Here is a 19,645-nt window from a genome sequence, read left to right as displayed (position 1 = left end):
TAACTAAAAACAAAAAAGCGAGTAAATATAAATCTACTCGCTTTAAAATTTTGACAGCTGACAGCTGACAGCTGACAGCTTACAGCTTACAGCTTACAGCTTACAGCTCAACCATCACTCGTAATCGTATCAATCAGCTCACCAAGCACTGCTTCAGCTTTGCTGGTTTCTACTTGGCAGGTGCCGGCGTTTAAGTGGCCGCCACCGCCGTATTTAAGGCATAACTCGCCCACATTGGTGTTTGAGCTGCGGTTGGTGATTGATTTACCAATGGCAAATACTACGTTTTGTTTTTTAAGGCCCCACATTTTGTGAATTGATATATTGCTGTCGGGGTACATGGCGTAAATAACAAAGCGGTTGGTGGCGTAAATAGTTTCTTCTTGAGTTAAATCTAGCACCACGAGGTTTTTATGCACGGTTGCGCATTGTGCTATTTGCTCTTTGGCCTTTTCGTTATGCTCGTTATAAAGCGCAACGCGTTCGGCTACGTCTTCCATTTTTAAAATGTCTTCAATGCTTTGGTCTTTACAGGCATCAATTAGCTTCATCATTAATTGGTAGTTTGAAATTTTAAACTCGCGGAAGCGGCCAAGGCCTGTGCGTGCATCCATGATAAAGTTCATTAATACCCAGTCTGTTGGGTTGAGTATTTCGTCTTTTGAGAACTGCGCAGCATCGCCTTTATCTACCGCTTCCATCATGTCTGTGCTGATGTTTGGAAATTTTTCTGCGCCGCCATAATAATCATAAACAACGCGTGCAGCAGAAGGGGCTTTAGGGTCAATTATGTGGTTTTTAATATCGCTTGCGTTACGTACGGTTTCGCTTAAGTGATGGTCAAATGCAATGTGACAGCCAGCAACGTAGGGTAGGTTAGTGGTAATGTCGTTTGCAGTTATGTCTATTTTGCCATCTTGCATGTCTTTTGGGTGTACAAATAAAATGTCATCAATTAGGTCTAAGTCTTTGAGCAGTACGGCACATACTAAGCCGTCGAAATCGCTGCGGGTGACTAGTCTAAATTTATTATTGGGCATAGCTTTTCCATCTTGTTGTGATTGAGTAATCAAATAAGTGTAACAGCTAAAATAATTTTTGAGAGGTTATAGCAATCGAATTAAAAATTTAGTCATTCAAACGTGCTAAATAAAGCGTAAACGGCGTTATAAATTTTTAAGTAGAACAAATGCCTATCGAAAATTATGCCTTTGTATGTACTCTGTTTATCTGTTGCTATAAATACATCATAATTTAACACAATGGGTATTAGCGTTAAAAAAGCGCATAAAAAAGCCAAAACGACTGTTTTGGCTTTTTGTTAGCAAGTATGTATTTGTTTTATTACTGTATAAAAGTTAAGCGCCTGGTCCGCATTCCATACAGCTGTTAATAATATCTGGGCCAAATTTAAGTCTGGCATTTAAATCGCGAAGGGCCGTGCGTAAACCTTCTTCAATTACTGGGTGGTAAAATGGCATATCCAGCATTTCTGGTACGGTCATTTTGTTTTGCACAGCCCATGCTAATAAATGAGCAAGGTGTTCGGCTTGTGGGCCAATAAATTCTGCACCTAAAAATAAGCCTGTGCCTTGCTCTGCGTAAACGCGCATGTGGCCTTTATTTTTAAGCATTACTCGGCTGCGGCCTTGGTTTTCAAAGCTCACTTCGCCTACTTCAAAGCAACCACATTCACCTAGGCGGTCTGTAATTTGTTTATAGCTGTCGCCTACCATTGCTATTTGCGGGTCGCTAAACACTGCGGCAATTTTTGCGCGGCGAAGGCCAATGCGTACATCGGGGAAGCGCCCAGCATTTTGACCGGCAATGGTGCCTTGATCAGATGCTTCGTGTAGCAGGGGGATCATATTGCTGGCATCGCCCGCTATAAATATATTTGAGTTACCACATTGCATTGTGTGCGGGTCGGCGTGTGGCACACCGCGCTCATCAAGCTCTATGCCGGTATTCTCTAAACCTAGCTTGTCTACGTTGGGTACTCGGCCTGTGGCTGCAAGTACGTAGTCAAATTGCTCGGTGTGTTTAGCACCGTCTTTATCGGTGTAAGTAAGCTGAGCTTTATCGCCAACTTGCATCATGTCAGATACGTTTGAGTCGGTATCTACAAAAAATTCTTCAGCAAAAACAGTGTTTGCATAGTCTTTAATTACTGGGTCGGTAAGTGGGCCAATTGCGCCGCCAACACCAAATAATTTTACGTTTACGCCTAAGCGGCTAAGTGCTTGGCCAATTTCTAGGCCTATTACGCCTGGGCCAAATACAGCCAATGACTCTGGTAGGTCGTCCCAGTTAAATACATCGTCGTTTATAATAAGTTTGTCGCCAAAGTTATTAAACACGCCTGGGTATGATGGGCGCGAACCGGTGGCAATAACAAAACGTTTAGCAGTTATAATGATGTCATCGTCAATTTGTACGCGGTTGGCGTCTAAAAACTTGGCGTAGCCACGAATTTTATCTTCATCAGGAATGTCGTCTACGGCTTCTACTACGAATCCTGCAAAGCGATCTCGTTCGCTTTTAACACGTGCCATAACTGCTTTGCCGTCTATTCGTGGCTTTGAGCTATGTACACCAAATGCAGGTGCCATTTCAATTGAATGCGCGGCTTCGGCTGCGGCAATAAGTAATTTACTTGGCATACAACCAACGCGTGCACAGGTAGTACCGTATGGGCCTGATTCAATCATTAAAACGTTAGGGGTGAATTGTTTTGCGTTACGGTATGCGCTTAAGCCTGCAGTACCTGCACCTATAACAACAACATCGGTTTGTAATTCTTTCATAGTGGTATCCTTTATTATTTTCAATCTGGGCGATGAGATTGATATAGAGGGGCGCGTAAGCCCCTGCTATTTTTTTACTTAATTAAGCAAAGTATTTTTCTAAATCGTCTGAGCCGCCAATGTGTTGTCCACCAATAAATATTTGTGGAACAGTGTCACGGCCAGAAATTGCTTTAAGGCTTGTTAATGTAGCGCCTGCACCCATAACAACTTCTTCAAATGCGTAGCCTTTTTCTGTTAGTAGCTCTTTTGCCTTTTTACAGAAAGGGCAACCAGGCTTAGAAAATACGGTTACTGGCTCTGGTTTAGTTTGTTTTGGGTTGATGTAGTCAAGCATTGTGTCTGCATCAGAAACTTCAAACGGGTCGCCTGGTAAATCTGGTTCGATGAACATTTTGTCGATAACGCCATCTTTAACTAGCATAGAGTATCTCCAGCTGCGCTTACCAAAGCCTAAATCGTTTTTATCTACTAACATGCCCATGCCGTCAGTAAATTCGCCGTTGCCATCAGGTAATAATGTGATGTTTTGCGCTTCTTGATGCTCTGCCCATGCGTTCATTACAAATGTATCGTTTACTGATACACATACAATTTCATCAACGCCATTTTGCTTAAGTACACCGGCTAACTCGTTGTAGCGTGGTAAGTGAGTTGATGAACAGGTTGGTGTAAATGCGCCCGGTAGTGAAAACACAACAACGGTTCTGCCTGTAAAAATTTCGTCTGTGGTTACTGATTTCCATTCGTCGTTTTGACGTGTTGCAAATGTAACGTTTGGGATTGTTTGACCTTCAATATTCTTTAACATAGTTTGTTCCTCTTGATTTGTTGGAGCCATTATGGCGAGAATTTAAATATAGTTCCAATCGTTTGTTTGTATTAAACTAATAGGTATAGCCTATCAGGTGGAGATGAATTTGAACTTAAAAGATTTAGAGTATGTAAAAGCAATAGCGCACCACAAGCATTTTCGCAAAGCGGCCGATGCCTGTTTTGTTAGCCAGCCTACACTAAGTGGGCAAGTAAAAAAGCTTGAGCAAGAGCTTAATGTTGTTTTATTTGACCGCTCAACTAAGCAAGTTACATTAACAGCGCAAGGTGAACGTTTGTTGACACAAATAAACGTTATTTTAGAGCAAACAGAAATCTTAAAAGAGCTGGCGGCTACTTCAAACGGGCCGCTACAAGGTAAGCTAAGAATTGGTATTATTCCTACTATTGCGCCGTACTTACTCAGCGCTTTACTGACCTCTATGAAAGCGGCCTTTAGCGAGAGCCACTTTTCGTTTATAGAAATGCAAACAGCGACTATGCTAGAGGCGCTTGATAACGGCGAGCTCGACTTTGCAATTTTGGCCGATGTTCCCGAGCTTAAAAACTACCATACGGTTAACGTGTACAAAGAAGACTTTATGGTTGCTGTTTCAACCGATAACCCGTTATCTAACCGTAAAAAAGTAGCGCTAAGCGATTTACAAAGTTGTAGCCTATTAATGTTAAGTGATGGCCATTGCTTTAAAGATCAAGCCCAAAAGTTTTGTTTTGCTGCGGGAGTGGATGTATCAAACCAATATCAGGGCAATAGTTTAGAAACTTTATTGGCGTTGGTGGCGATAGATGACGGGGTGACATTTGTGCCCAAGCTTGCGTGTACACAGCGTGTAGGGATTGATTATTTAGCTATTTTTCCTAATCAGCAACGTAATGTGGTATTTGCTTGCAGAAAACACTACCCGCGTTTGGCGGGCGTTGAGCAATTAGCCCAGTGGTTGGCAGAGCACCCAAATTTAAAACGGGCGCTTATTTAGCGTTCTTGGCTTGCAACCTCTACCACATCGTTTATTTGTACCCCAGGCAAAGGCTTATCTTTAAGGCTTACAGCAATGGCGCTTTGTTTATAAAGTTGCTCAACCACAATGGTGTTAAGCGTGGTAATGGTATGCGGCATAGTATTGCCTTGTGCATCGGTTAAGTAGTTATGGTGCGCAATGCTTAATAGCTGGCCTTTTTTAAGGCCATGATCTTTGCCTAGGTTTATCACCAATTTATTGTTTTCCATGTGCATTATTTTTCCTTTAGTAGGAAAACACGCCATAGCCGCTTGTATATCGTAACTGACCGTTTGATTTATATCGCTAATACTTTGCCCAAAAGGTGATTGCCAAAACCTATCACTATTTACATCAACAATAGCTGTTTTTTCAAATGGCCATACAGCTTGGGTATGATAGCTGTTTTGCCATAATTGTTCATACGTGGTGCCATCAAACAACATAAACTCAATAGCGTAGCTGCGCTGGTAGGTTTCGTCTTGCCAAAAGGCGTAGTCGTTGTTGAGTTTATCGCTTGGCGCTAAATTGGTTATTTGGCTTAATAAAACATATTGCGCGTTGCTTCTGGCTGAAAGCTCTTCTAGTTGTGCATTTGAGTAGTCGTGCTGCTGATTAAAGTAATTGTCTACATTAATTGCTTTATTGTAGTAAGCAACGGGCAGGGCGCTCATTTTTGTGCTTTGCAAAGCGCTAAATAACTTTTTACTAATGGTTTTATTTACGTCAAATATTTGACCCATTAAGGCATGTTCACGATGAACAAGCTGGCTTTGGGTTACAGCAACAAATTTATTAAAGCTACTTTGTGGGCATTGCTCTGTTTGGGCAAATACATCAAGCCTAAGCGTAATGGCAAATTGTTGATTTTGGCGTTGCTCGCTCACCAGCTCTATTTTTTGTATTTCGCCGTGGCTACTAATTTTTAGCTGATCTTGCGTTAGCACGCCATCTACCAAGGTTTGTACAGAGCTAACCCGGGCGCCAGAAAACACTAATGCTTGTGTAATTGCATCTTTAATCGCGGCCGATTTAGCACTGCTTATGTCGCCATTTTGTATTTGTGCATGGCCGGTAGATTCAAACCATTGTGCGTAAGTACTGGCAGAAAACGTTAATAATGCAGCGCTAGTAACACCTGCAAATAGTGATGATAAAAACGTGTTCATACTGGTACTCCACATAAAATTAGTTAATTACGCTTTAGCTAAGCAAGGACTGCACCAATATGAGGACTTTATAACAAATGGCATTAAACCTGCATTTATTTGCGCAATTAGTTTAAAGGGTGCAAATAAATGCGTGCAATTATATTACTTACTTTAGCAAGCCTTAGCCTTGCCGGTTGCAGCAACGTGTTTGATAAACATGTTGAGTACAAATATGTAGAGCCAAATAATTATCCCATACTTAAAGCGGTTGGTTATGCTCCTATTAGCTTGCAGCAAGGGGCTAATAAATCACAAAAGCAATTAATGGCAATTAAGGCCTCTAAGCTTGAGGCGTACCGTGAACTGACAGAGCAAGTTTATGGACAAAAAATTACAGCGGGCACGTCTGTAGCAGGTGCTATTGCTCAAAACGATTACATGGAAAGTAAAGTGCAGGGCATAATTAAAGGTGCGCAAATTATTAAAACTTACTCAGTTGACGATGTATACGTTACCGAGCTTGAGCTAAATATGAAGCGCGTGCACGACTTATACATAGGTGAAATTAAGCCGCGTGAAGTTAAAAAAGTGACCTACTACTAAGTAACTGGCCAGTACTTTAAATAGTAAAGCTATATTAAGCTGCTATTTTAGCAGCTGGTTTTAGTGTTAAACGCGTCGAATATATTCGTACAGCAATACATAACTTTGCTATTTACGGGAGCGTTTTTCTGTAAATCTAGGGTTTGATAAATCAGCTTTAAATACAACGATGGTTCAATACGTTAGTTAATGTATTAAGCAATGTTGAAATGACCGAGTTAAAATTTAAATCTAGTAAAAAAACACATACAAAATATCTCATCCTTTTATATTGAGTGCTATGCTGTTGTTACGAATAATATTTGAACAAGTAGTGTAGCGTTTAGTATATGTTTTTAATTTTTCTTTTTTTGGGCTGTGAATGACACTTAGGCCCACTCTTTCCTCAAGTAAGCTATTTTTTTGGTGCAAAAGCAATTTGCGCTATTTACTGCTATTTTTTTTACTTTCAAGCGGCGTGTTTGCGAGCCGTTTAACTATTCAATTTAATACCTTTATAGAATTAATGGGGCAAAAGTATGGCCCTGCGCGAGTCACTGTGGCGCGTAATTGGCAAACTATGTTGGTGCGCACCCAAAATAAACCAGAACAACAACAAATTTTAATTGTTAACGACTTTTTTGCACGCAATCTTCGATACCAAACCGATATACAGCTTTGGAAGCAAAACGACTATTGGGCTACGCCATTAGAAACCCTTGGCCGTGGTTTAGGTGATTGTGAAGATTATGCCATTGCAAAATACATTAGCTTACGCGCCTTAGGCGTAAGCGACGACAAGCTTAGGCTTATATATGTAAAAGCTAAGCTTGCTGGTACAAACAAAACACAAGCACACATGGTATTAGGCTACTTTGCTACGCCTAATGCTCAGCCGCTTATTTTAGATAGTTTAATAACAAAAGTGTTACCTGCAGCAAAACGCGTTGATTTAAGCCCGGTATTTAGTTTTAACAGCCAAGGTTTATGGGCAAATAACTCGACCAAAAGTGTAGCCAGCCCGACAGCAAGGCTATCGCGTTGGCGTAAAATTTTGGAGCAGACATCACAAGAAGGGGTTATGTGGTAATGGCGTCATTTTCCTTATTTAAGTTTTTCAAAAAAAGAAAAATCACTCTTAGGCAAGAGCTGTGGATCACCTTGCTGGTGGTGATTTTTGTTGGCTTTATAAGTAGCGTGTTAATAAGTACTAACTCTGCTAGAGACTATTTTTCTACGCAGCTGTATTTAAAAAATGTTGATAATGCTAGCTCTTTGGCGTTGATGATTAGTCAGCTTGAAAAAGACCCTGTAGAGCTTGAGCTGTTAGTGTCGGCCACTTTTGATACCGGCCACTACAAACGCATAGAACTGCAAGACCCAAATGGTGAGGTTATTGTAAAGCGCGTATTTACCGACACGTTAGAAAATACCGCACCAGCTTGGTTTAGAGTGGTATATGGGCTTAATGTACAGCCAGGTGTAGGGCAGGTTAACAACGGTTGGCAGCAATTTGGCACCTTATTTGTTGAAAGCCACAGTCAATATGCTGAGCAAGCGTTGTGGGAAAGCGCCCTCAAACTGTTTTTTAGCTTTTTAGTGGTGGCCTTTTTGGCCTGTGCCATAAGTGCGTATTTATTACGTAGAATTTTAACGCCACTTGATGATGTGGTGTACCAAGCTAACGCCTTTGGCGATAAGCGTTTTATTAAATCAAAAGTGCCAAAAACCTTTGAGTTTGCACGCCTTGTGCAGTCGATGAATTTATTATCGACACGGTTTAGTCGCATTATAAAAGAAGATAATAAACGCTTAGAGGAGTTGCGTTTTAAAGCCCAGCACGATGAGCTAACAGGGCTTGCCAATCGAGAGTATTTTAGTGCCACATTAGAGGCTCATTTACAAAAAGTGAAAGATCATGCCCATGGTGCTTTGTTTTTATTTAGGGTGGTTAATTTAGATAAAATAAGTGAATCGATTAGCCGTGTAGAAATGGTTAACTTTTTGCGCCGTTTTTCTCAGGTGTTAACACAGTTTTTAGAGTCGAATCAGGCGCACTTTTCAGAAAACTATATTGCGCGTATATCACATACCGACTTTACCGTTTTGTTTAGCGATACTGATGATATTCAGGCGCTTAGCGAGCAAATAACCGCACTACATAAATCGATTGTTGATGAATACAAAAATATTGATTTGGCCATTGTACACAGTTGTACCTACATAGAGAAAAACGACACCCGATTTGATTTATTACGCCGTGTAGATGGTTTATTAAAAACAGCAGGTAACAAACCTGGGGTGCAAGCAAAAGTCATTGATAATAAACAAAAGAGTGAAATTTTTGATGACTCAACTGGCTGGCAAAAGGCTATTGAGGATGCACTTGAGCAAAAAACTATACAGTTAAATTGTTTAGAGGTTATGGGTTTTAACGACACCTTGTTGCAGCATCAGCTTAGTTTAAGTTTAGAATTTGGCGGCCAACATTATAAATCCAGCTACTACTATCAATGGGCTAATCGCTTAAACCTATTAGCGCGTTTGGATTGGAGTTTAATCAAGCAAATTGTTAAACAGTACGGTGAAGCGCCGCCAAATGAATTGATTGCTGTAGAGCTTTCGGCGCAAACATTAATGGATGATACCGCGCTTGCCTCGGTATTAACCTATGTGTCAGCCTTTCCTGATTTGGCAAAAAATATATGTTTTGATATACGCGAAAACATTGTCGTAAACGAAAAGGATATATTTAAGGAATTTTGTGAGCAGGTGCGTTGTATGGGCGCTAAAGTGGCACTTAAACGTGTGGGGCCTGAATTTACTAAGATTAATAACATTCAAGAATTTGGCTTAGAAATGCTTAAAATAGACAGCATTTACGCGCATAACATTAGTTACAGCCAAGACAATCAAACCTTCTTACGCGGTGTTTGCACATTAGCACATTCTATTGGTATTAAAGTGGTCGCGCAGGGCGCAACAAGCCAAGACGATATAGATACACTGGTTAATCTTGGCTTTGATGGAGTTATTAAAGAGTCTTAAAGCGACTCTTTAATTAAAGGGGAGTGGTTTAATAATGGCGGCGAATAGGTAAATGCAATTCAGTATTTAACCTATAAGCCGTTGTTTATTAATTTTAACTATAACTGGCGAAGGTTTTATTTTTCCAGCTTAAGCTAGTTACCTTTAACGGCTAACATAAGTTGTATACGGTCGCGCACTTTTAACTTAGTGAAAATTGAGCTCATGTGCTCTTTAATTGTCCGCTCTGTAATATTAAGTGACTCAGCGGCTTGTTTATTGGTTGCCCCTGTTATAACTATATCAACAACTTGGCGTTCGCGTTTAGTTAAACTTTGAATATCGCACGCTTGGGTGTAATTTATTTGCTGCTGACTTAGTGCCCCAACAATATTAGATAGTAGCTGCCCAGGTAACCACAGGCCGCCTGAGCAAATAGTCTCAAGTACCTGTTGTAATATTACTTTAGATGCAAGTGCTTCTACATAGCCTCTTGCGCCCGCTTGCAGGGCTGCTCTAAGTTCCTCTATTTCTAGATTTGTGGTCATTACAATAACTGGCAAGCGTTTTTGGGCATATTTTTTTACCAGTTCAAGCCATCCCGAAGTGCCCGCCAGAACCCATATAATACTTGATGCATTAATTTGTTTTGGTTCTTTGGTGCATATTACACAACCTGCAAACGCACTTCGCCAGTGGCTCGATTCAAGTTCGGGTTGTGTAATAAATATACTTTGACGCATTAATTTACTCCAATAAATTCAGTTTAGCGTTCTGTCATTGCTTGCGATGTAGCTCTGAGTACGGGTTTAAGTAAATATTCCAAGACGGTTTTTTTACCAGTAATAATATCCACTTGTGTGGTCATTCCTGGAATTATAGTCAACTCTTCTGAAAAGTTATTTTTAGTGGTTTTTAATTGCACTAAATAAAAAGTATTTTCTCTGTCGTCGGTAATTGTATCTGCACTTATATGCAGTACCTCGGCTTCTAGTCCGCCGTATACCGCAAAATCATAGGCGCTAAATTTAATCATGGCGGGCTGTCCTGGCCGTAAAAAGGCAATATCTTTCGGCGGTATTTTTGCCTCAACAATAAGTTGATCGTCTAAAGGGACTATTTCTAAAACGTCACTGCCGGGTTGTAAAATGCCGCCTACGGTATTAACCAATAAACGTTGTACCGTGCCTTTAACCGGTGATTTTATCTCAGTTTGGGCCACTTTGTCGGCAAGTCCTGATTCGGTCTCTTTTATCGACTCTAAACGCAGCAATGCCTCCGAAAGCTCGTTGTTCCAGCGGTTGATCATCGCAAGTTCCACTTCTGTTACTTTGTTTTTAGCTTCGTTGATAGCCGATAAACTGCGGTTAATAACGGCTTTAGTGCGGTTTATTTCGCCGTTTAAATCAACTATTTCACGCTCTAACCTAATGATGTCTATATCAGATACAGCACCGGTTCTTAACAGTGGGCGTGTTACTTGCAGCTCACGATTACTTAGCCTTAGAGCGCTAGTGTGTTGTTGCAAAGCGGCTTTTGCTTCAATGTGATCTTGTCTGCGTTGCTCTAGCTGGCGTTTATGAATAGCCACTTGCTGCTCTAATTCTTGGCGATTACTTAAATATATTGAGCGCTCATGAGCGACCGCCTCGGGTACTTGCTTAACAAGCTCATCAGGAAAAACGAGATCTTCTTTTCTGGTAAGGGCTTGTAACCTGGCTACTTTTGCAGTGAGTGATTGCACTTTAGATTGGTTTTCTCTAAAGCTTGAAATAAACCGAGTAGGATCGATTTTTATTAATACGTCACCTTCTTCAACAATTTGCCCTTCTCGAATGTTTATTTTTTCTACCATACCGCCATCGTAAGATTGCACTAACTGTAATTTATTTGATGGGATAACGCGTCCTTCACCACGGGCTACCTCATCGAGTGGCGCAAAGCCTGCCCAAATTGTAAGCAAAATAAATGCGATGCAAATGAGGTATAACAAAAAACGTGCGCTGGCAGGCTCTTGCTGCATTTTTTCCCACTGCGCATCGACTACCCAATCTTGTGATTCAGGAGGCGAAAGCCAGCCTTTAAATAAGCGATTAAAGATTGAAGGCTTACCTTTTTTACGTGCTTCTATTGCTTTACTTACCGATTCAAAAGAGCGCTGCTCTAGTGGCTTTTTATTGTCACTCATGATGCTTGCTCCACTGTTTGGTTATTCAGTGCGGCAATTACTTTTTGTTTAGGCCCATCGGCAACTATTTTTCCGTTATCGAGCACGATAATGCGATCAACCAACGAAAGTAAAGACGAGCGGTGAGTAACTACGATTAAGGTTTTGTCTTGGGTGGCGGTTTTTAAATTTTGAATAATTTTATTTTCACTATTGTGATCAAGCGATGAGGTAGGCTCATCTAACAGCATAATAGGGGGGTCGTTTATTAGTGCGCGCGCTATACCAATTGCTTGTTTTTGGCCGCCAGATAGCAGGCGACCTTGCTCACCAACTTGTAGGTCAAACCCATCGGGGTGAGAGTTGATTAACTCGAATAACTGACTTTTTTCGCATGCGCTAATTATTTGCTCATCTTTAGCATGCCATGCGCTAATAGTGAGGTTGTCTTTTAAACTACCAAAAAACAACGCTATATTTTGTGGTACGTACCCTATGTTATGACGAAGTTCTGCGGGGTCTATTTGTTGTATATTGTTGTTATCGACCATTACGGAGCCTGCGGTTGGGTCGTAAAGGCCTAAAATAAGTTTTTCGAGGGTGCTTTTACCCGAACCATTGCGCCCCAAAATAGCCACTTTTTCGCCCGCTTTTATTTTAAAGCTAATATTACTAAGCGCATCGGCCGCGTCGTCTTCATACTTAAAGCATACGTCTTTAAATTCTATTTCGCCGTTTAATACGGGGTGGCTTAACCAATGTTTATTTGGCGGGCGCTCAACGTCTTTCTCCATTATTTCGTTAAGCGATTGCATAGCAATAGCAGCATGATGATATTGCGCAAGTACGGCGGCGCATTGCCCAAGCGGCCCCATTGCACGTGATGAAAGTAAGTAAGCGGCTATTAATCCCCCTTGCGTGAGCTCGCCTTCAATAACTAAATGAACACCGATGATCATAATGATCACGCCAACACATTGTTGTATCCACGCTGCGCTATTAGAGATTGAGCTTGAGATTAAGCGACTTTGCGCATTAACCTGAGCAATATAAATAGTTGATTTTTCCCATGTTGATTGGGTTTTGCATTCGCTGTGAAAACTTTTTACATCTTCAATGTTGGTTAAGCTTTCTACAAGTATGGAGTTGCGCATTGAGCTTGCTTTCATGGTTTGCTCTGACAGCGCTTCAAGTTTTCTGTGGGCTGCTATGCCATAACTTAAAAGTATTAGGGCACCTGCGATAATGGGTAGGCTTAGCGGTACACCTATTATTGCAATAACAATTAGGTATATAGCAACAAAGGGTAAATCAACCAGCGCAACCAAGGTTATTGAACTAAAAAAGTTACGTACGGCTTCAAACGATTGTATGTTACTCGCAAATGACCCCGCTGATGAGGGTCTATTTTTAAGCTTCATACCAAGTACGCGCTCCATAATAACCGCAGACACTTTTACATCTATACGACTTGCCGCAAGCTCTACAAAGTAGCTGCGTACTAAGCGCAGTACAAAGTCGGCGGTCAGCGCTATTAAAATACCGATGGCTAAAACCCAGAGGGTTTCTGTTGCATGGTTAGGAACTACGCGGTCATATACATTCATTACAAATAAAGGCATGGCAACAGACAAAACGCCTAATGCAATGGCGGAGATTATGACGTCTTTGTAAAGTGCGCGGCATTCTTTTATTACGCCCCAAAACCAGCCGTCTTTAGAGAGCTTTTCAAGCACTGGGGAGCGCTCATCAAACATAAACTCTGGATGAGCATAAATAATTAAACCTGTTGATTTTTCAATTAACTGTTCTAGATCTTCTTCTACAACAGACTCGGTTAGCTCGGGGTAAGTAACTTGCGCTGTTTGTTTTTGGTTATCAATAGCGGTTACCACGCACGCTTGGTTATTATTTAAAATAATAATGGCGGGTAATAAAGCAGTATTAATTTGATTAAGAGGCTTATTTACAACTTTTGATTTAAAGCCCACACGTTTTGCAGCACGTGCAAATCCTGAAGGCGTTAAGTTTCCATCTGTTAGTGGGAGGCCATTTAATAAGGCCTCCCTTGAAAAATCTTTATCATGAAAGCGGCACAATACTGCAAGGCAATCTACCAGTGCGCCGCCATGATCAAGTACATCATTTAATTCCATATACCATCCAATGTTATGTAAAACATTTTAAATTTATTTGTTTTAAGCACCTCTTAACTATCGGTAATAACCGCCTCAATACGGCGGTTTGCCGCATTAGCACGTACCGAAATTTCATTAACGCGTGGCTGATCAATACCATAACCAAATGATTGAACACGATTAGGCGCTATACCAAATTGCTCAATAAGTAATTGTGCTACGGCAAAGGCGCGTTGCTCTGAAAGTTTGCGGTTGTATTTTCTATCGCCATCTAATGAGGCGTGACCTTGGATCTCTACCTTTTTGTCAGGGTTATTTTTTAAAAACTCCGCGAGCTTTTCTACCTCTTGCAAGTACTCTGGGCGCACTTGGCTTGAGTCGGCTGAAAAGGGAATGCCTATTTCAACTGAGTCGGTCGCTTGGTCATACAAAGTACACCCAGACAGGTCTACATTTGTTCCCGCTGGGGTGCTTGGGCAGGTGTCTTGCTCGTTAGGTACGCCGTCGTTATCGTCATCTGCAAAACTCGATGCGCTAGGGGTTTCTGGTGGCATTTCTAAATACCTAGGCATAGCTGTAACGCTCATGTAGGCGTTATCTTGCTTGGCTTTTTTTTGTAAAAAAGCTTTGCGCTTAAAGGTGGCAGCTACATCGTAACTTGGGCATATATTTTGTGCGTTATGCACGATTGGGTCATCTGTTAACTCTGTTAATGTTGGGTACTTGTCAGACATGACATTTAGAGCTGGCAATAGTTTACCCATTTCGTTAAGCATAGTTAAAATGGCTGTTTGTCTATCGTATTGAGCAACAATGTACGAGCGGTTAGATTGAAACGCTTCGTTTTCAGCGTCAAGTACATCAAGCAAGGTGCGTTGGCCAATATCAAATTGGTCTCGGTAGGCTATTTTTACTCTGTTTGACGAGTTTTTATAGCTTTCAAGCGTGGGTAGCTTTTGCTCTATATTGTTCACATTATGATAGGCAATTTGTAGGCTTTGACGAATATCAACACAAGCTTGATCGCGTTGATACTTGGCAATATTTACATCTTGGTATGCTTGTTCAAGGTTGGCGCTATCTAGGCCCCCGTTGTACAGGTTATAGGTTATGTCTATACCTACCCGTGCTTCGGTTCTTGTTTCGTTTAAACCTAGCTCGTCTCTGTCTTGTGTGCCGTAACGGGCAGATAAGTCTACGTTTGGATGAAACGCTGCCTTTTGTGCCTGAGCATTGGCTTCTTGCGCCTCTATATTATAAAGCGATGCGTAAAAAGCAGGGCTGTTTTTATAGGCTATATCAAGCGCTTGGTTAATAGAAATGGGCACGTTTTGCTCATCTAATTTGGCTTGTTTTATATCATTAACGGGTAGCTCGCCAACAACTCTTAAATAACGCGCGGTTACATCGTGCAGGTTAGCGTACTCGGTTAGCACATTAGATTGCGCTAGCGATAAGCGCCCGCTAATTTGCTCTAGATCTGCTGCTCGGGCAACACCGGCTCCTACACTTTGTTCAATTTGTTGGTATACAGACTCGTGTTCTTGGAGGTTTTCTTCAGCGAGTGTCACAAGTTCTTTAAATTTTTGCACATCTAAAAATGCAATAGATGCATCTAATGCAGTTTGCTCTGTTTGTGAGAGTAATTCAAAATACCGAATGAGCTGAATACGCTCAAACCTTTCAACGGTGTTAGATGTTCTAAACCCGTCGTAAAGCATTTGAGTAACACTAAGCTCTGCAGTGTTGCGGTTGTATTCGTCTTCTATACCGTAGTTTCGGCGCTCATAACCTGCGCTGGCAGATACATCAACGCTAGGTAAGTAGCCTGAGCGGGCTGCATCTACGCCATAAATTGAGGATTTAAATGTATGCCATGCTTGTTGTACCTCTGGATTATTTTCAATTGCTTTACTGGTGACGTATGTAAGCGGTGCCACAGAGCTGTCATCGGCTTTTACCACGTTAGTTGCGCCAAGCGCACTTAGCGTTAAACCTATAAGCAGCTTTCCTTTTTGCTTTAGTAAAGTATTTTTTGTAATCATTTCTTCCTCTTAGGGTTACTTGGGCTATCAATACCTACCATATGGTTTAGTCAATAAATGCATTTTTCGCAAATAATCGTTTTGGCTAGCATAAAATTTATTATCTACCACTTTTTTATTTTTAATGTTTTTTTAAAAACTGTACTTGAGTACAGTATCTAATGCGTTTTGCTGTTCTACATTTTAATTAATAGTTTTTAATTCTTATGTTTGAGGTAAGTAAAATGGAATCTAATCAATTATTAGTAATAGACTTAAAAGGGTCTGCTGGTGTTGTTTTAGAAGATGGCACAATTAAGCCACTTGAAGTGGGCGATACTATTACTGTGGGCGATTTAGTGGTTACCGCCGATAATTCATCGCTAACAATTGATGTGCAAGGAGAAACACTGTCGATTCCTGCTAATCAAAACGTAAAGATCACCCCTGATTTATTAGCACAAGAAACCCGCGATAGCAGCGAAACCACCGTGTTTGACGAAAGTCTAGATGCGGCCATTGCAAGCTTAGAACAAACTGATAATAACGATGGCCAAACGGCGGCTAATTCTGATGTTACTGACTTTTTAGATGCCTTAGAGGGCGATGGTGATATTTTAGATAATTTAGAAGCAACGGCCGCCGGTGGTGCTGGTGGTGCGGGCTCTGGTGGAGGAAGCTCATTTGTTCAGCTTACACGTATTGCGGAGGGGGTTAACCCTAATAGCGTTGCATTTGATTCAAGCTTTGATCCTGATTCTACAGAGGCGCTAAATATTCGCGATACCTCTGATGGGGTAGTTCCTGATGATGGCACTGCGTCTATATCATTAAATGAAGTAGGTTTAACTAATTCATCTCAGCCAACAATTAGTGGTACAAGTGAAAACTTAGTGGGTGAAACAGTAAATATTACTGTGACAGATGAAAATGGTAACTCTCAAGTAGTAAGCGCGGTTATTGGCCCAGATGGCACGTTTGAAATTACATTGCCTAACCCGATAGCCGATGGCCCCGTGAGCGTAGTTGTAGAAGCCACCGACCCAGATGGTAATGCGTTTAACGATGCTATTTCTATTGAAATAGATACCACAGCGCCAGTAATTAATATTGACCCTGTTGCAGACTCTGCATCTCAAACAGTAACGGTTACGGGTTCGGTAGCGGGTTTGAATACTGGCGACAACGTCTCTGTAACTCTTACCGATAGCACAGGCACACAACAAACAATTGTTACACAAGTTGATGCACAAGGTAATTGGAGTATTACCACTACATCGCCTTTAGCAGAAGGGGAGTTTAATGTTAACGCAGTAGCAGTTGATGCCGCTGGTAACCAAGCAATTGACCAAGCTGTTGCGAGTATTGATTTAACCGCTCCAGAAATTACAGTTACAGTAGCGGGTGAAACAAATAATGCTACGCCGCCATTAACCGGTACTACAACCGGTGTGCCACAAGGTACTGAAGTAACAATCACAGTAACCGACAGTGCAGGCGAAGTGCAGCTTTTAACTGCCATTACCGGTGAAGATGGTAGTTGGGCTGTTGATGTAGGTGTGGCACTACCAGAAGGTGATTTTACTGTTGATGCGCAGGTGAGTGATAGCGTAGGCAACCAAGCACTTGCAAGTGATGCTGGAGTTATTGACTTAACGGCGCCAATTGTAGAAATTAATGCGATTGCCGATACGCAAGATACAACCCCAATTATTACTGGCTCTGCGCAAGATGTGCCAGCAGGCTCGGTAATTACCGTGGTTATTACCGATATTAATGGGCAAGTTCAAACGCTGTTAACGCAAACAGATGATGATGGCAGCTGGTCTGTAAGTGTTTCTACACCTTTAGCACAAGGTGAGTTTGAAGTTAATGCAACTGTGACCGACACTGCAGGTAATGAAGCACAAGCTGTAGAGCAAGGGTTAGTTGATTTAACTAGCCCTGAGATAACGGTTACGGCCATTGCAGACACTAATGACACTACGCCTACTTTTGTTGGCCGTGTTGAAGGCGCACCAGAGGGCTCTGTAATTACTGTTTTAGTAACCGATAGCGACGGTAATATACAAACCTTAACAACGACACTTGAGGCTGATGGCACGTGGAGTGTTGAATCGCCCAACGCTATTCCTGGCGGAGAGTTTAGTGTTACCGCGACAGTGAGTGACCCGGCGGGTAACGAAGCATCCGCGCAAACAAGTGGTGAAGTTACATTTGCCCCTATTTCTATTCAAATTGACTCTATTGCAGATACAAACGATACCACGCCACTTTTAAGTGGTAATACCGGTAACGTGCCTGCTGGTACCACTATAACTCTAACGATTACCGCAAGTGATGGCAGTACTTTTAATCTTTTAGCGGTCACGCAAGAAGATGGTTCTTGGAGCGCTCAAGTTACAGAGCCTCTGCCTGAAGGGGATTTTACCGTAGTTGCAGCCGTTATAGACGATGTGGGTAATGAGGCACAAGCAAGTACGGTCGGTAATGTAGATTTAACCGTAAGTATTAATTTTATTATTGATACTAATGATACCACTCCAACAATTAGTGGTACTACGCAAGATGTTGACGCAGGTGCGGTTGTTACTGTTACCTTTACAGGTAGCGATGGCGCAACAGAAACTGTGCAAGTAACCACAAATGCTGATGGTTCGTGGTCAATCGAAGCAACCGATGAGTTGGTAGAGGGTCAATTTACGGTGGTTGCAACAGTAACCGATGCTGCTGGCAATACTGCCTCTGCTACTGAAGTAGGGGAAATAGATTTAACTGATCCTGCGATTACTATTAACCCAATTACAGATACAAACGATACAACACCGAGTGTGACAGGTAGCGTAGTAGATGTACCCCAAGGTACTGAGGTTACCTTATTAATAACCGATAGTGACGGTAATCAACAAACTATTACAGCGGTTACTAATGCCGATGGAAGCTATAGCGCCGATATACTTAATGAGCTTAGCGAAGGTGACTTTACAGTTACTGCAAGTGTAAGTGACGAAGCAGGTAATAGCAGTACAGCGACGGTTACTGGCACCATAGATTTAACCGCACCTAGCGTAACTATAGATAATATTGGTGATACAAACGATACAACGCCTACTATAAGCGGCTCTACTCAAGGTTTAGCTGCAGGTAGTGTGGTTACAGTGATTGTGACTGATAATGCTGGCGCTGAGCAGCAATTTGTCACTGCTATAAATGGTGATGGCACATGGAGTATAGATGTCCCACAAGCATTAGCTGAGGGTGAGTTTAGTGTGGTGGCAAATGTAAGTGATAGTGCTGGTAATAGCGCGCAAGACTCACAAACTGGCACTATAGATTTAACCGCTCCAACTATTAGTGTAAATGACTTTACTGACTCTAACGATTCAACACCTGTATTTAGTGGTACCACAACTGATGTAGAGCCAGGTAGCTTGATCACTGTATTAGTAACAGACTCTAATGGTGATTCGCAAACCTTAACGGCAGTTGTTGCAGAAGATGGTTCTTGGCAAGTAGGTGCAACGACTGCAATTGCTGAGGGGGAGTTTACAATAACGGCCACAGCCACTGATGCAGCTGGAAATGAAGCCTCAGCCACAACTACAGGCGTTATAGATACCGCAGCGCCTACAGTAATAATAGATCCGGTGGGTGATACAAACGACACCACACCCACTATTTCAGGGTCTGCAACGGGTGAGCCTGAGGGCACAGTTGTTACGATCACCGTGACGGATGAAGCGGGTAATCTGCAAACCATTACTACCGAAGTGCAAGCCGATGGCACCTTTAGTGTGGATGTACCGAATGAGCTAAGTGAAGGTGAATTTACCGTTGAGGTATCGGTAACCGATAACGCAGGTAATGAAACCACAGCAACCACCACAGGTGAGGTTGATACCGCAGCGCCTACAGTA

At 41.8% G+C, this 19,645-nt stretch carries 13 protein-coding genes; 5 read left to right on the top strand and 8 right to left on the bottom strand.

The window, feature by feature from the left end; translation table 11 throughout:
- Positions 1-107: 107 nt before the first annotated feature.
- From CWC04_RS16700 to CWC04_RS16690, 3 genes are all read right to left on the bottom strand, one after another.
- Positions 108-1,040, bottom strand: coding sequence for a DHH family phosphoesterase (locus tag CWC04_RS16700; RefSeq protein WP_138685945.1), 933 nt, complete (start codon positions 1,038-1,040; stop codon positions 108-110).
- 318 nt (positions 1,041-1,358) lie between these two features.
- Positions 1,359-2,807 carry a dihydrolipoyl dehydrogenase gene (locus tag CWC04_RS16695; RefSeq protein WP_138685944.1) on the bottom strand — a complete coding sequence of 483 codons (1,449 nt, stop codon included), beginning with the start codon at positions 2,805-2,807 and terminating at the stop codon, positions 1,359-1,361.
- A gap of 82 nt (positions 2,808-2,889) precedes the next feature.
- A complete protein-coding gene (locus tag CWC04_RS16690) occupies positions 2,890-3,618 on the bottom strand; it encodes a glutathione peroxidase (protein WP_138685943.1) in 729 nt (242 codons plus the stop codon).
- A gap of 109 nt (positions 3,619-3,727) precedes the next feature.
- Here CWC04_RS16690 and CWC04_RS16685 point away from each other — a divergent pair, with 109 nt between their 5' ends.
- Positions 3,728-4,618 (top strand): LysR substrate-binding domain-containing protein, encoded by an 891-nt coding sequence (locus CWC04_RS16685; protein ID WP_029774511.1) that lies wholly within the window; start codon positions 3,728-3,730, stop codon positions 4,616-4,618.
- Here CWC04_RS16685 and CWC04_RS16680 read toward each other — a convergent pair.
- Positions 4,615-5,808, bottom strand: coding sequence for a flagellar assembly protein FlgT (locus CWC04_RS16680; protein ID WP_138685942.1), 1,194 nt, complete (start codon positions 5,806-5,808; stop codon positions 4,615-4,617). The genes CWC04_RS16685 and CWC04_RS16680 overlap by 4 nt on opposite strands.
- A gap of 129 nt (positions 5,809-5,937) precedes the next feature.
- Here CWC04_RS16680 and CWC04_RS16675 point away from each other — a divergent pair, with 129 nt between their 5' ends.
- From CWC04_RS16675 to CWC04_RS16665, 3 genes are all read left to right on the top strand, one after another.
- The gene (locus tag CWC04_RS16675; RefSeq protein ID WP_029774509.1) at positions 5,938-6,393 is read left to right on the top strand and encodes an LPP20 family lipoprotein; all 456 of its coding nucleotides are present in this window, start codon (positions 5,938-5,940) and stop codon (positions 6,391-6,393) included.
- Between the two features lie 361 nt (positions 6,394-6,754).
- The gene (locus tag CWC04_RS16670; protein WP_126007890.1) at positions 6,755-7,462 is read left to right on the top strand and encodes a transglutaminase-like cysteine peptidase; all 708 of its coding nucleotides are present in this window, start codon (positions 6,755-6,757) and stop codon (positions 7,460-7,462) included.
- Complete coding sequence (locus tag CWC04_RS16665) at positions 7,462-9,420, top strand: bifunctional diguanylate cyclase/phosphodiesterase (protein ID WP_138685941.1); 1,959 nt, start codon at positions 7,462-7,464, stop codon at positions 9,418-9,420. The genes CWC04_RS16670 and CWC04_RS16665 overlap by 1 nt, the downstream gene beginning before the upstream one ends.
- 134 nt (positions 9,421-9,554) lie before the next feature.
- Here the strand turns inward: CWC04_RS16665 and CWC04_RS16660 are convergent, their stop codons facing one another.
- The 4 genes from CWC04_RS16660 to CWC04_RS16645 are packed head-to-tail and all read right to left on the bottom strand — an operon-like array spanning position 9,555 to position 15,749.
- Positions 9,555-10,142 carry a LuxR C-terminal-related transcriptional regulator gene (locus tag CWC04_RS16660; protein ID WP_024033058.1) on the bottom strand — a complete coding sequence of 196 codons (588 nt, stop codon included), beginning with the start codon at positions 10,140-10,142 and terminating at the stop codon, positions 9,555-9,557.
- Between the two features lie 23 nt (positions 10,143-10,165).
- Positions 10,166-11,587, bottom strand: a complete 1,422-nt coding sequence (locus CWC04_RS16655) for an HlyD family type I secretion periplasmic adaptor subunit (RefSeq protein WP_055252885.1) — start codon at positions 11,585-11,587, stop codon at positions 10,166-10,168.
- Entirely contained in the window at positions 11,584-13,722 is a 2,139-nt protein-coding gene (locus CWC04_RS16650; protein ID WP_024033056.1) for a type I secretion system permease/ATPase, read from the bottom strand. The genes CWC04_RS16655 and CWC04_RS16650 overlap by 4 nt, the downstream gene beginning before the upstream one ends.
- Before the next feature lie 53 nt (positions 13,723-13,775).
- Positions 13,776-15,749 (bottom strand): TolC family outer membrane protein, encoded by a 1,974-nt coding sequence (locus CWC04_RS16645; RefSeq protein WP_096041340.1) that lies wholly within the window; start codon positions 15,747-15,749, stop codon positions 13,776-13,778.
- Between the two features lie 224 nt (positions 15,750-15,973).
- On the opposite strand from CWC04_RS16645, the gene CWC04_RS16640 reads away from it, so the two are divergent.
- A partial coding sequence (locus CWC04_RS16640) for a beta strand repeat-containing protein (protein ID WP_171038592.1) occupies positions 15,974-19,645 on the top strand: 3,672 nt, incomplete at its 3' end.

This window comes from Pseudoalteromonas sp. S2893, assembly GCF_005887105.1.
GTDB lineage: Bacteria > Pseudomonadota > Gammaproteobacteria > Enterobacterales > Alteromonadaceae > Pseudoalteromonas > Pseudoalteromonas atlantica.
Note: the sequence above shows the minus strand (reverse complement) of the source record. Positions and strands in the feature narration are given on the sequence as shown.